The 13,079-nt window shown below is 65.6% G+C and carries 10 protein-coding genes; 2 read left to right on the top strand and 8 right to left on the bottom strand.

The features are described 5' to 3' along the window. Window positions 1-8: 8 nt before the first annotated feature. The 8 genes from tldD to mreB all read right to left on the bottom strand — a co-directional run bounded on the left by tldD (window position 9) and on the right by mreB (window position 11,106). Window positions 9-1,451, bottom strand: coding sequence for a metalloprotease TldD (tldD, locus tag THL1_RS05330; RefSeq protein WP_069082287.1), 1,443 nt, complete (start codon window positions 1,449-1,451; stop codon window positions 9-11). Continuing rightward, entirely contained in the window at window positions 1,448-2,302 is an 855-nt protein-coding gene (locus THL1_RS05325; RefSeq protein WP_069082286.1) for a carbon-nitrogen hydrolase family protein, read from the bottom strand. Before THL1_RS05325 ends, tldD begins: the two co-directional genes overlap by 4 nt. 239 nt (window positions 2,303-2,541) lie before the next feature. Continuing rightward, window positions 2,542-6,336 carry a YhdP family protein gene (locus tag THL1_RS05320; protein WP_069082285.1) on the bottom strand — a complete coding sequence of 1,265 codons (3,795 nt, stop codon included), beginning with the start codon at window positions 6,334-6,336 and terminating at the stop codon, window positions 2,542-2,544. A 37-nt stretch (window positions 6,337-6,373) separates the two neighbouring features. Then, complete coding sequence (gene rng / locus THL1_RS05315; protein ID WP_069082284.1) at window positions 6,374-7,831, bottom strand: ribonuclease G; 1,458 nt, start codon at window positions 7,829-7,831, stop codon at window positions 6,374-6,376. Between the two features lie 9 nt (window positions 7,832-7,840). Next, the gene (locus THL1_RS05310) at window positions 7,841-8,431 is read right to left on the bottom strand and encodes a Maf family protein (RefSeq protein WP_069082283.1); all 591 of its coding nucleotides are present in this window, start codon (window positions 8,429-8,431) and stop codon (window positions 7,841-7,843) included. 51 nt (window positions 8,432-8,482) lie between these two features. Then, entirely contained in the window at window positions 8,483-8,971 is a 489-nt protein-coding gene (mreD, locus tag THL1_RS05305; protein ID WP_069082282.1) for a rod shape-determining protein MreD, read from the bottom strand. Next, window positions 8,971-10,035 carry a rod shape-determining protein MreC gene (mreC, locus tag THL1_RS05300; RefSeq protein ID WP_083245826.1) on the bottom strand — a complete coding sequence of 355 codons (1,065 nt, stop codon included), beginning with the start codon at window positions 10,033-10,035 and terminating at the stop codon, window positions 8,971-8,973. Before mreC ends, mreD begins: the two co-directional genes overlap by 1 nt. Window positions 10,036-10,068: 33 nt before the next feature. Further along, window positions 10,069-11,106, bottom strand: coding sequence for a rod shape-determining protein MreB (gene mreB, locus THL1_RS05295; protein ID WP_069082281.1), 1,038 nt, complete (start codon window positions 11,104-11,106; stop codon window positions 10,069-10,071). Window positions 11,107-11,324: 218 nt separating this feature from the next. Here mreB and gatC point away from each other — a divergent pair, with 218 nt between their 5' ends. Together gatC and gatA are read left to right on the top strand one after the other, a co-directional pair. After that, window positions 11,325-11,612: an Asp-tRNA(Asn)/Glu-tRNA(Gln) amidotransferase subunit GatC gene (gatC, locus tag THL1_RS05290; protein ID WP_069082280.1), complete on the top strand. Its 288-nt coding sequence runs from the start codon at window positions 11,325-11,327 to the stop codon at window positions 11,610-11,612. 14 nt (window positions 11,613-11,626) lie between these two features. Further along, a complete protein-coding gene (gene gatA, locus THL1_RS05285) occupies window positions 11,627-13,078 on the top strand; it encodes an Asp-tRNA(Asn)/Glu-tRNA(Gln) amidotransferase subunit GatA (protein ID WP_069082279.1) in 1,452 nt (483 codons plus the stop codon). The last annotated feature ends 1 nt before the right edge of the window (window position 13,079 follow it).

The following is a 13,079-nucleotide window of genomic DNA, read 5'->3' as shown; positions in this document are numbered from 1 at the left end:
GGCCGCCATCAGGCCCCCGTCCCGCCTACCGTAATCGCATCGATTTTCAGGGTCGGCTGCCCAACGCCCACCGGCACCGACTGACCGTCCTTGCCGCAGGTTCCCACGCCACTGTCCAGCGCCAGGTCATTGCCCACCATGGACACCCGGCTCATGGCCTCGGGGCCGTTGCCGATGAGGGTGGCGCCCTTCACCGGCGTGGTGATCCTGCCGTTCTCGATCAGGTAGGCCTCGCTGGTGGAGAACACGAACTTGCCGCTGGTGATGTCCACCTGGCCGCCGCCGAGGTTGGCGCAATAGATGCCGCGCTCCACCGACGCGATGATCTCCTGCGGGTCACTCTGGCCCGCCAGCATGTAGGTGTTGGTCATGCGCGGCATCGGCAGGTGCGCATACGACTCGCGACGGCCGTTGCCGGTACGCGCCACTTTCATCAGCCGGGCATTGAGCTTGTCCTGCATGTAGCCCTTGAGCACGCCGTTCTCGATCAGTGTGGTGCACTGCGTCGGCGTACCTTCGTCATCGACGCTGAGGGAGCCACGGCGATAGGCCAGGGTGCCGTCGTCGACGATGGTGCAGAGGCTGGACGCGACCCTCTCGCCAATGCGACCGCTGTAGGCCGAACTGCCCTTGCGGTTGAAGTCGCCTTCAAGGCCGTGGCCCACGGCTTCGTGCAGCAGCACGCCGGACCAGCCTGCGCCCATGACCACAGGCAAGGTTCCCGCAGGCGCGGGTACCGCTTCCAGGTTTACCAGGGCCTGGCGCAGCGCCTCGCGGGCGTAGCCCATAGCGCGGTCTTCCTGCAGGAAGTAGCGGTAATCGGTCCGTCCACCGCCGCCATGGCCTCCGCGCTCGCGGCGGCCATTCTGCTCGACGATCACGCTGACATTGAAACGTACGAGCGGACGTACGTCGGCGCCCAGGCTACCGTCGCTGGCGGCGATCAGGATGCGCTCCCAGACCCCGGCCATGCTCACGGTGACTTGCTGGATGCGCGGGTCCAGGGCGCGGGTCGCGGCATCCACCTTCTTCAGCAGCTCGACCTTCTCGGCGCGGCTGATGACATCCAGCGGGCTGCTGGAGTCATACAGGCGAGTGATGTGCGGGCTGGCAAAGGCCTGAACTCGGCCTTCCTGCCCGGCCCGGGAAATGGAGCGCGCCGCCCGTGCCGCCTGGCGCAGGGCATCTGCGGTGATGGCGTTGCTGTACGCGAAGCCGGTCTTCTCGCCGGACTGGGCGCGCACGCCCACGCCCTGGTCGAGGTGGAAGCTGCCTTCCTTGACGATGCCATCTTCGAGGACCCAGGACTCGGAGATCTGCCCCTGGAAATAGAGATCCGCGGCATCGATACCGGGGCCCGCCAGCTCGCCGAGGATTTCCGGCAGTTGCTCGATGCTGAGGTCGCCGGGCGCCAGCAGATGCTCGCTGACGGATAACAAGAGGTCGCTCATAACTTCTCCGTACGCGCCGGCCCGGGAGTGGCCGGCGTCATGAATCTTTTGTGGGTACTAACAGGCATGCGCTGACGAATGGCCAACTGCTCTTCGGCATCACGGTGGGCCAGCAGCACGGCTTCGCCCTGTGCCTGCTCTGCCAGTACACGCCCCCAGGGGTCGACGATGGTCGAATGGCCAAAGGTCTCGCGCTGCCCAGGGTGCATGCCCCCCTGCCCCGCCGCCAGCAGGTAGCACTGGGTTTCGATGGCACGGGCGCGTACCAGCACCTGCCAGTGGGCGGCCCCAGTCACGGCGGTGAAAGCCGAGGGGGCGCTGATCAGGTCGGCGCCGGCTTCTCGCAGGGCGCCATACAACTCGGGGAAACGCAGGTCGTAACAGACCGTCAGGCCAATGCGCCCCACCGGCGTGTCAGCAACCACCACCTGGGCACCATGGGCGTAATCGTCCGACTCGCGGTAACGGCCGCGGTTGTCGGTGACGTCCACATCGAACAGGTGAATCTTGTCGTAGCGTGCGACGCGCTCGCCCTGCTCGTCGATCAGCAGGGAGCAGGCGTTGGGCTTGTCGCCCGGTCGGCCGTCAGGCGGCAGCGGCAAGGTGCCGGCGACGATCCACAGCTTGAGGTCTCGCGCCGCCTGGCTCAGCCACGGCAGGATCGGACCCTGCCCTTGCGCTTCGGCACGGCCCAGGTCCGCCAGGTCGCGTCGACCGATGGCGGCGAAGTTCTCCGGCAGAACCGCCAGGCGGGCACCACCTTCGGCCGCCCGTTCCAGCAGGCGTCGGGCACTGGCAAGGTTGGCCAGGACATCGTCCTGGCTGACCATCTGAATCACGGCAAGGGACATCGGGATCTCCGCTCAAAGCATGAAAGGCATGCTAACCCAAGCTGCGAAAGCCCGCTTCAATGAGTAATGCTGTTCATTCAGGTGGTGGCGGTAACGCATATGAGGAGAGGCGTGACCGGCCTTCGGAGTCGCTGAAGAGCCTGTAGGAGCGAGCTCTGCTCGCGAAGGAGGCGGGTTCGCGAGCAGAGCTCGCTCCTACGACAGAGAGATGCCTCGGACAATCACCTTTTGATTACGCTTCAATGAGGCTTTTCAAAAGGCTTGTCGAACGTGATCTTGGGGTTCTTCCACGAACCCTCAACCCTGTACTGCACACTGGCAAAGCGCGCCACCTTGTCGCCCAGCAGCTTGTCCACCACGAACAGTGCGCCGCCGATGGCGGGTGCCCCGACGATCAACGCCGCCAGCGGCAGGTTATTGGTGACGGGCAGGGTCACCAGCAGCTTGGCATCGATCCGGTCGGCCGCCAGGTCTAGCGTCCCATCCAGTTCCACTCCACTCGACGGCCCTTCCAGGGTGATGGGCTCGCGGGTGACGAAACGCCCCTCGCTGCCTACCAGCAGCCCCTTGACCCGGTCATAGGCCAGCCCCTTGCCGAGCAAGTCGGAAAAGTCCAGTCGCAGCCGGCGGCCAATGGAGTTGAAGTTGAGCAGTCCGAAGACCCGCAGCGCCTGGGCCCCGCCCTCCACCTCGACGAACTGGCCATTGCGCAGGCTAGCGTCCAGCGAGCCGGAGTAACGTTTCAGGCTGACCCAGGCAGGCGAGCCCGGCCATCGCCCGTCGGCCTCCAGTCGGAAGCGTTCGCTGGTGGCCGAGGGTGCAAAGTTCCACGCCTTGAGCACATCCGCGAGGTTCCTGCCCTCCAGACGTCCCTTGTACCAGGAGGCACTGCTCTCGGCCGTGCCTTCCCATCCCGCCGAGCCGCTGACCTTCAAACCCCGAAGGTCCAGATCCAGCTCGTTGAAGCCCAGCCCCTTGGCGTTGGGACGGGCCTTGAAGGACCAGCCGCCCAGCGGAGAGTCGCCCAACACCACCTGGTCGATGCGCACGTCCAGCGCCGGCACCTGGCGCGGGTCGACACCGGCCAGCGGGTCCGGCTTGGCGTCAGCCTCGGCCTCATTCTCGGGCGGCTTGGGTAGGCGAATCTCTTTCATGTGAATGGAGATGGGAACGTCCTTGGCGTCCGCCACCACGACGGTCCCCTGCATCACGGAGCTGTCCAGACCGAGACTCCAGCCGCTGGCGGAGCGCTCCAGGTTGGCCTTGAGGCTCTCCAGGGTCATGCCAAAGCCTTTGAACCGGCCGATCTCCAGATTGGCGCTGCGCAACATGCGGGCCTTTTCGGCGCCTTCCTTGGGCACGTACTGCTTGGCCAGGGCCATCCACTGGGCGGTTTCCAGTTCTTCGAGGCGTCCGCGAATGCGCAGCCCCTGGTTCCCCGGCAAGGCCGCCGCGCCGCCGCCGAGCACCAGGTCGCCACGGGCCTGGTCCAGCTTGCCCACGGGCGCGGCCAGGGCCAGGCTGGCGACGCCGCCGTAGTCCAGCCAGTACCGCCGCTCGTCGCCTTCCAGGGTCATGCGCCAGCGGGCGTCGCGGGTCTCGTCGGCCGCCTTGCCGAATGGCGCCGGCAGATCGATCGCAAGGCCCTTGAGGTTCGAATCGACTCGCAATTGGCTGTCTTTGCCATCCAGACTCAAGTTCAGGTTGTAAGGCAGCAGCCCGGAGGCCGGCAGCGGCTGGGTGACGCCAAGCCAGCCGGCGAGGTCCTTCAGGGCGATGCTACCGCTGGCAAGAATGCGCGACCGGGCCTTGCCGTCACTGCCCTCTGCCTGGGCCTTGGCCCGCACCTCACGACCAAAGGCCTGGCCACGGATGTCCTGGGCACTCAGACCCTTGGCGGTGTCATAGCGGAAGGCCCCCTTGAGCTGGGTGAAAGCCAGCTCCGGACGCGCAATCTTCAGCTGCGCGCCAGTGGTGGCGAGGTCCACCACTACGTGGGGCGCATGGCCTTTCTCCAGCGGAATATCCAACTTCAGGCTGCCGTCCAGGGGACCCTGCCCCTGCCAGCCGGCAAAGATCTGCGCAGTGCCCATCGGCGCTTCCTGGAGGACCTTCAGGCCGTCGGTAAAACTGCTGTCCAGCCTGGCGTCCAGCTGCAGGCGCGGAACCTCGCCCGGCTGCACATGCGGCACTTCTGCTTCAGCGTCGCTCACGCGCGTGTCGAGGATGCGCCCGGCCGGCACATTGACTCTTACGCCGGTGTCTTCGATGAACACATTGCCACGAGCCTCACGCAGCTCCGGCCAGCCCGGCTGGAAGGCAAGCTCGGCGTCACGCACCTTGAAGAACAGGCTGAGGGAGCGCGCCGCCGGGTCGGCACCTTGGGCCAGGGAGCCCTGGTACTGGAAGAAGCCCTCATCCACCGCTCCACCCTTGATGGCTTCCTTCAGCCACTTGGCCAGGGCGGGGCTGAGCCCCGGCGACAGGGTGGGCAGGTATTTCTCGGTGTAGCGAGCATCGCCGCTCCACAGACCGACGCGCAGATCCATGTAATCCTCAGCCTTGGGGTCGCGCATCAGGCGGATCAACATGTCGCCCGCGATGCTGCCTTCCTCGCCCTCCAGACGCATGTAGGGGCTGGCCAGGGTAAAGGCGGTTTCGTCGAGGCTCCAGGTCAGCCGGGCACCTGCTTTGCGGTAATGCCAAGGCTTGGGAAAGAGATGATCGAGGTGCAGGGCGAAGTCATTCGAATCCAGGCGCAACTCACCCTGGCCCAGGTCGCCTGCCAGGCTGCCGCTGACGTTCTCTACGGCGGGAGCCCCGTGATAGGCGCTGAAGCCGACACCGTCCAGGTTGCTGCTGAATGCCAGGCGGGCGGAGCCTTCCTGCTGAGGCCGGTAATGCAGGCTCAGGTTGCGCAGGGCGCCACGCGGTTTGAGGCCGGACACGGCCGCGGCAACCTGCTCGGGCAACGGCACGAGCGCGTCTACCACTGGCAGCAAGGGCGCCACGTCCAGGCGGTCGGCACTCAACTGCCACTCAGGCTGCTCGCCGGATTGGTGGTCGAGCCGAATATGGGCTTCCCCCCAACGTTCCTTGCCGATGTTCGCGGCCAGGGAATCCACAAGAACCTGAAAACCCTGCTCGTTGCGTGTGAAGTAGGCATTCAGCCCGAGGTTGCTCAGGGTCACCGGCTTGCGCTCGGCATACGCGCCACGTGCCTCGGGTACATGCATCCTGACCACGACACGCTGCAGCCCACCCTTCTCCCAATCGCCCCAGGCTTCGCCGCCGGCCTGTAGGCGCTGGATGTGCCAGTCACGCGTCAGGCTGGCGGGCAACCAGCGCGCCCAGTCGGTCTGCGGCAGGCTGAGGTACAGTTCGGCGTCGCTCTGCAGCCAGGCATCGGCATTCAGGCGGGTACGCACGCGCAACGCCATCGGTTGCCCATCGGGCAGGGTCAGGCGGCCGTCGAGACGCTGGCGGCTACCGCTGGCCCGCAGACTGAGGCTGACGTAGGTGAGACTGGTGGGCGCCTGCCCTTGGGGCTCAAGGGTGAGCTGGCTGTTCAGTACCGACACATGGCCGATGCGCAGCAACAGGTCGCGCACCTGGCGGGGACCGGGCAACGGCTTCTCGCCATTGGACGCGAAGCCTTCCAGCTGCCATTTACCCGCCTCGTCCTGGCTCAAGCCAAGCTGCAGGCCATCCAGCTCCAGCCGTGCGATGCGCGGTTGTCGCTCCAGCAGGCTGCCGAGGACATCAGGCACCAGGCGGATCTGATCCAGGCGCAGGGCGCTTTCACCCTCGCCCACAAGCACGTCATGGGCGATCAGCAGCGGCTCGAAGCCCCGCCAGCGGCCTTCCAGGCTGCCAATCTTCAGCGGTCGGCCCAGTGCGCCGGACGCTTTGGCTTCGACTTCGGCGCGGTATTCCGCCACCAGGGGCACCAGCTCGCGACCCAGGCTGACGTAGAGTGCGGCCAGCACCAGGAACAGGGCACAGAGGCCCAGCAACCCGCGCAGGAAACGCATCACCCCACGGACGAAGGCTTCCACTCAGCTCAGCGCCTCAGAGCAGGACCACATCGTACTGTTCCTGGGAGTACATGGTTTCCACCTGGAACTTGATCGGACGCCCGATGAAGGCTTCCAGATCAGCGACGTTCCCCGACTCTTCGTCCAGCAGGCGGTCCACGACTTTCTGGTTGGCAAGCACCAGGTAGCCTTCCGCCTGATAGGCGCGGGCCTCGCGCAGGATCTCCCGGAAGATTTCGTAGCAGATGGTTTCTGCAGTCTTCAGCAGGCCACGTCCCTGGCAACTGACGCAGGGTTCGCAGAGCACCTGGATCAGGCTTTCACGGGTCCGCTTGCGGGTCATCTGCACCAGACCGAGCTCGGTGATGCCGATGATGTTGGTCTTGGCGTGGTCGCGCTCCAGCTGCTTCTCCAGGGTCCGCAGCACCTGCCGCTGGTGCTCTTCATCTTCCATGTCGATGAAGTCGATGATGATGATCCCCCCCAGGTTGCGCAGGCGCAGCTGGCGGGCGATGGCGGTGGCGGCTTCGAGGTTGGTCTTGAAGATGGTTTCTTCAAGGGTTCGATGGCCGACGAAGGCGCCGGTGTTCACATCGATGGTGGTCATCGCCTCGGTGGGGTCGATGATCAGGTAGCCGCCGGACTTCAGCAGCACCTTGCGCTCCAGGGCCTTCTGGATCTCGTCTTCGACGCCATACAGGTCGAAGATCGGCCGCTCGCCGGGGTAGTGCTCCAGGCGATCGGCAACTTCAGGCATCAGTTCGTCGACGAACTGGGTAACCTTCTGGAAGGTTTCGCGGGAATCGATGCGGATCTTCTCGATACGCGGGTTGACCAGGTCGCGCAGCGTGCGCAGTGCCAGGCTGAGGTCCTCGTAAATCACCGAGGGCGCAGGAGCGGTCTGCATCTGCGCGGAAATCTGCTCCCAGAGGCGGCGCAGGTAGCGGATGTCGGCCAGGATTTCATCGGTGCGGGCGCCGTCGGCGGCCGTACGCAGGATGAAACCGCCGGCTTCCTCGATGCCCTCGGCGGCAATGCAGTCGGCGACCACCTGCTTGAGGCGCTCGCGCTCGGCCTCGTCCTCGATCTTCAGGGAAATGCCCACATGGCTGGTGCGCGGCATGTACACCAGATAACGCGAGGGAATCGACAACTGGGTGGTCAGGCGCGCGCCCTTGCTTCCGATGGGGTCCTTGGTGACCTGCACCACCAGGCTCTGGCCTTCATGCACCAGGGCGCTGATGCTCTCCACCGCACTGCCTTCGCGGGTGCTGATCTCCGAGGCATGAATGAATGCTGCACGGTCAAGGCCGATGTCGACGAACGCCGCCTGCATCCCCGGAAGCACCCGCACGACCTTACCCTTGTAGATGTTGCCGACGATGCCGCGACGCAGGGTGCGCTCGACATGCACCTCCTGCAGCACACCGTTCTCCACCACCGCCACGCGCGATTCCATCGGCGTGATATTGATCAGAATCTCTTCGCTCATGCCGTTGACCTATCCCAGGTGCTGCCAACAAGGAATGCCGAACCCGGCGAGCACTTCCGCCGTTTCCAGCAGCGGCAATCCCACTACCGCTGAATAACTGCCTTCTACACGACTGACGAATACCGCGCCCAACCCCTGGATAGCGTAGCTCCCAGCCTTGTCGGCGGGCTCGCCGCTGGCCCAGTAGGCTTCCAGCTCGGCGCGGGAGATCGGGCGGAAACGCACGCGACTGGCGACCACTCGCACCTCGCAGCGTGACACATCGGCCAGGGCAATGGCGGTAAGCACGTCATGTTCACGGTCGGAGAGCAGCGCCAGGGTAGCCAGCGCGTCATCGCGGCCGTCCGGCTTGCCGAGGATACGGCCATCCAGCACCACCGCCGTATCGGCGCCCAGGACACAGGCATCGCCGGGCTCGGCAAGGGTGGACAGCCCGGCCAAGGCTTTCTCGCGGGCAAGTCGTTCGACGTAGGCGTACGCGGCCTCGTCAGGCAATGCCGTTTCGTCGATGGAGGCACTCAGGGTGATATGGGGGACGCCGATCTGCGCCAGCAATTCGCGCCGGCGCGGCGACCCCGAAGCCAGGTACAGCGTGGCCATGCGGACTTCTCCCTGTCGAAGACAGAGGCTTGCGACATGGCCGCAAGCCGATCAGTTGACGTTGAGGCGGCGACTCGTGCCGCGAAGGGCGGCGTATACCCAGGGCCAGAGCAGCGCGCTGACCAGCGCTGGCAGCAGGAAGACCAGGGTCGGGGGACGATTACCGGTGAGGGCATTGAGCCACAGCTGCACCAACTGGGCCAGACCGAATACCACGAGCAGCACGAGGCACTGCTGCCACATGGGGAACATCCGCAAGCGCTGGTGCAGGGTCAGCACCAGGAAGGTGATCAGGGCGAGGATCAGGGCGTTCTGCCCGAGCAGGGTGCCATAGAGCACGTCCTCCGCCAGGCCCAGCACCCACGCAGTGGTCATGCCCACCCGATGCGGCAGGGCGAGGGTCCAGTAGGTGAGGAACAGCGCCAGCCAGAGCGGCCTGCCGATCTCCATGAAACTGGGTACCGGCCCGACACTGAGGATCAGGGCCAGGATCAGGCTGAACCAGATGACCCAGCCATTGTTGGAGCGCTGGCCAACCATCAGTGACTCTCCTGGGTATTCTGCGCCGCGGGCGGTTTGCTGGGCGCGGCCTGGACAGGCGCGGCAGGTGCTGCAGGCACCGAAGCCGGGGCTGCAGCATCGGGAGCCGCCGGGACGCCTGGAGCTGCGGGCGCTGCCTGGCCGGCCGGAGCGGGCGCGTCCCCTGACGCAGGCTGTGCCGCAGCTTCGCGGTCGGCCGCTTCCTGGGCCTTGGCCGCGGCGGTGGCGCGCTCTTCGGGGCTGCGGGTATCCGTGAACACCAGCAGCATGTAGCGGCTGCGGTTCAACGCGGCGGTGGGAATCGCACGCACGATGGCGAAAGGCTGGCCGGAGTCGTGGATGACTTCCTTGACCGTGGCCACCGGGTAGCCGGCGGGGAAACGCTGGCCAAGGCCAGAGCTGACCAGCAGGTCGCCTTCCTTGATGTCGGCGGTATCGGCAACGTGGCGCAGCTCAAGGCGTTCGGGATTACCCGTACCGCTGGCGATAGCGCGCAGGCCATTGCGGTTCACCTGGACCGGGATGCTGTGGGTGGTGTCGGTCAGCAGCAGGACGCGGGCGGTATAGGGCATCACCTCCACCACCTGCCCCATCAGGCCACGGGCGTCGAGCACCGGCTGACCGAGGAACACACCATCCTTCTCGCCCTTGTCGATCAGGATGCGGTGGGTGAAGGGGTTGGGATCGACGCCGATCAGCTCACCTACCAGCACCTTCTCATCCACCAGGGCGGACGAGTTGAGTAACTCGCGCAGGCGTACGTTCTGCTCGGTGAGGGTTGCCAGTTTCTGCAGGCGACGCTGCATCAACAACCCTTCGGCCTTGAGCTTCTCGTTCTCGGCGATCAGGGTGCTGCGGCTGGTGAACTGGTCACTGACACCGTCCCAGACGCGCACCGGCAAGTCCGCCAGCCAATAGAAAGGCGTGAGCACAAGGCCCAACTGGCTGCGCATCGGCTTGAGGGTGTCGAACCGGGCGTCGACCACCATCAGCGCAGCCGAGAGCACGGCGAACACCAACAGGCGTACGCCGAGCGAAGGTCCCTTGGTAAATAGCGGTTTGATGGCCCGCTCCTATGGCAGCGACGCTCTCCAACCTTACTCGGTGGAGAGCAGATCCATCGCGTGACGGTCCATCATCTCCAGGGCACGGCCGCCACCGCGAGCGACACAGGTCAGCGGGTCTTCGGCGACGATCACCGGCAGGCCGGTTTCCTGGGCGAGCAGTTTGTCCAGGTCGCGCAGCAGTGCACCACCGCCGGTCAGTACCAGGCCACGCTCGGCGATGTCGGAGGCCAGCTCCGGTGGGGATTGTTCCAGGGCGCTCTTCACGGCCTGGACGATGGTCGCCAGGGACTCCTGCAGGGCTTCCAGCACTTCGTTGGAGTTCAGGGTGAAGCTGCGCGGTACGCCTTCGGCCAGGTTGCGGCCGCGAACGTCGATCTCGCGGGTTTCACCACCCGGGAAGGCGGTGCCGATTTCCTGCTTGATGCGCTCGGCGGTGGATTCGCCGATCAGGCTGCCGTAGTTGCGGCGTACGTAGGTGACGATGGATTCGTCGAAACGGTCGCCGCCGACGCGAACGGATTCCGCGTAGACCACGCCGTTCAGGGAGATCAGGGCGATTTCAGTGGTGCCGCCGCCGATGTCCACGACCATCGAGCCGCGAGCCTCTTCCACCGGCAGGCCGGCGCCGATGGCGGCAGCCATGGGCTCTTCGATCAGGAATACTTCACGGGCGCCGGCGCCCAGGGCGGATTCACGGATGGCGCGGCGTTCCACCTGGGTGGACTTGCAGGGCACGCAGATCAGGACGCGCGGGCTCGGCTGCAGGAAGCTGTTTTCGTGAACCTTGTTGATGAAGTACTGCAGCATCTTCTCGCAGACGCTGAAGTCGGCGATCACGCCGTCCTTCATCGGGCGGATGGCGGAAATGTTGCCTGGAGTACGGCCCAGCATGCGCTTGGCGTCGGTACCTACGGCTACCACGCTCTTCTGGTTGCCGTGGTTACGGATGGCGACCACGGAGGGCTCGTTGAGGACGATACCGCGCTCGCGCACGTAAATAAGGGTATTGGCAGTGCCCAGGTCGATCGACAGATCGCTGGAAAACATGCCACGCAGTTTCTTGAACATGGGAGAGGGACCCTAGGCAACGCGTGGGTAAAAAAGTGCGGCAAACTCTAACAACGACGGGGATTTTGGGCAAGGCGCCGATATGTTAAATTGCCTGTTTTTCCGGGCCACCAAGGCCCATCATCGCGGCCTTTGACCGCCCGTTCGCAGCACCGTTCCCAGCCGGGTTCCCGCACGGTTGGCTGCCCACGCAGGCCGCTTCTAGTTGGAGACCCCCGATGGCGCTTGAACGCTCCGACGTGGAAAAAATCGCCCATCTCGCCCGACTGGGCCTGAACGAGGCCGATATCCCGCGTACCACCGAGACCCTCAATAACATCCTCGGCCTGATCGACGCCATGCAAGCCGTGGACACCGACGGCGTCGAGCCCATGGCTCACCCGCTGGATGCCACCCAGCGCCTGCGTGCCGACAGCGTCACCGAGGAAAATCGCCGCGACGCCTACCAGGCCATCGCGCCGGCCGTCGAAAACGGCCTGTACCTCGTGCCTAAAGTCATCGAATAAGGAAAGGGTTCCCCATGCATCAACTGACCCTCGCCGAGATCGCCCGCGGCCTCGCCGCCAAGGAATTCTCCGCCGAAGAGCTGACCCGCGGCCTGCTGGCACGCATTCACCAGCTCGATCCGCAATTGAACAGCTTTATCAGCATCACCGACGAACCGGCCATCGAACAGGCCAGGGCAGCCGACGCACGGCGTGCCTCCGGTGAGCAAGGCGCCCTGCTCGGCGCCCCCATCGCCCACAAGGACCTGTTCTGCACCGAAGGCGTGCTGACCAGCTGCGCCTCGAAGATCCTCAGCGGCTTCAAGGCGCCCTACGACGCCACCGTCGTCGCCCGCCTCAAGGCCGCCGGCGCGGTCAGCCTCGGCAAACTGAACATGGACGAGTTCGCCATGGGCTCATCCAACGAGTCCAGCCACTACGGCGCAGTGAAGAACCCCTGGGCGCTGGACCGCGTGCCCGGCGGCTCCTCGGGCGGCTCCGCTGCGGCGGTCGCCGCGCGCCTGGTGCCCGCCGCCACCGGCACCGATACCGGCGGCTCGATCCGCCAGCCGGCCGCCTTCACCAACCTCACCGGCATCAAGCCCACCTACGGCCGGGTTTCCCGCTGGGGCATGATCGCCTACGCCTCCAGCCTCGATCAGGGCGGCCCTCTGGCCCGTACCGCCGAGGACTGCGCGCTGATGCTGGGCGCCATCGCCGGTTTCGACCCGAAGGACTCCACCAGCGTCGACCAGCCGGTGGATGACTACCTCGCCAGCCTGAACCAGCCGCTGGCCGGTCTGCGCATCGGCCTGCCCAGGGAATACTTCGGCGCCGGCCTCGACCGCCGCATCGCCGACGCGGTACTGGCCGTGGTCGAGGAGCTGAAAAAGCTCGGTGCCACCGTCAAGGACGTCAGCCTGCCGAACATGCAGCACGCCATCCCGGCCTACTACGTGATCGCCCCGGCGGAGGCCTCCTCCAACCTGTCGCGTTTCGACGGCGTGCGCTTCGGCTATCGCTGCGAAAACCCGCAGAACCTGGAAGACCTCTACAAGCGCTCCCGCGCAGAAGGCTTCGGTGCCGAGGTGAAGCGCCGCATCATGGTCGGCACCTACGCCCTGTCCGCCGGCTACTACGACGCCTACTACCTGAAGGCACAGAAGATCCGCCGCCTGATCAAGAACGACTTCATCAGCGCCTTTAATGAGGTCGATGTGATCCTCGGCCCGACCACGCCCAACCCGGCCTGGAAACTCGGCGAGAAGAACAACGACCCAGTCGCCCAGTACCTGGAAGACATCTACACCATCACCGCCAACCTGGCGGGCCTGCCGGGCCTTTCCATGCCTGCCGGCTTCGTCGATGGTCTGCCGGTCGGCGTGCAACTGCTGGCGCCCTACTTCCAGGAAAGCCGCCTGCTCAACGTCGCCCACCAGTACCAGCAGGCGACCGACTGGCACACGCGTGCCCCGGCCGGATTCTGAG

The organism is Pseudomonas sp. TCU-HL1, assembly GCF_001708505.1.
In the GTDB taxonomy this organism is placed as follows: domain Bacteria; phylum Pseudomonadota; class Gammaproteobacteria; order Pseudomonadales; family Pseudomonadaceae; genus Metapseudomonas.
This window is presented reverse-complemented; position numbering and strand designations above follow the sequence as displayed.

Bases quoted from the DNA above. Each gene is read 5' to 3' on its own strand.
- tldD (WP_069082287.1), bottom strand. From the start codon at position 1,451: ATGAGCGACCTCTTGTTATCCGTCAGCGAGCATCTGCTGGCGCCCGGC.
- THL1_RS05325 (WP_069082286.1), bottom strand. From the start codon at position 2,302: ATGTCCCTTGCCGTGATTCAGATGGTCAGCCAGGACGATGTCCTGGCC.
- THL1_RS05320 (WP_069082285.1), bottom strand. From the start codon at position 6,336: ATGCGTTTCCTGCGCGGGTTGCTGGGCCTCTGTGCCCTGTTCCTGGTG.
- rng (WP_069082284.1), bottom strand. From the start codon at position 7,831: ATGAGCGAAGAGATTCTGATCAATATCACGCCGATGGAATCGCGCGTG.
- THL1_RS05310 (WP_069082283.1), bottom strand. From the start codon at position 8,431: ATGGCCACGCTGTACCTGGCTTCGGGGTCGCCGCGCCGGCGCGAATTG.
- mreD (WP_069082282.1), bottom strand. From the start codon at position 8,971: ATGGTTGGCCAGCGCTCCAACAATGGCTGGGTCATCTGGTTCAGCCTG.
- mreB (WP_069082281.1), bottom strand. From the start codon at position 11,106: ATGTTCAAGAAACTGCGTGGCATGTTTTCCAGCGATCTGTCGATCGAC.
- gatC (WP_069082280.1), top strand. From the start codon at position 11,325: ATGGCGCTTGAACGCTCCGACGTGGAAAAAATCGCCCATCTCGCCCGA.
- gatA (WP_069082279.1), top strand. From the start codon at position 11,627: ATGCATCAACTGACCCTCGCCGAGATCGCCCGCGGCCTCGCCGCCAAG.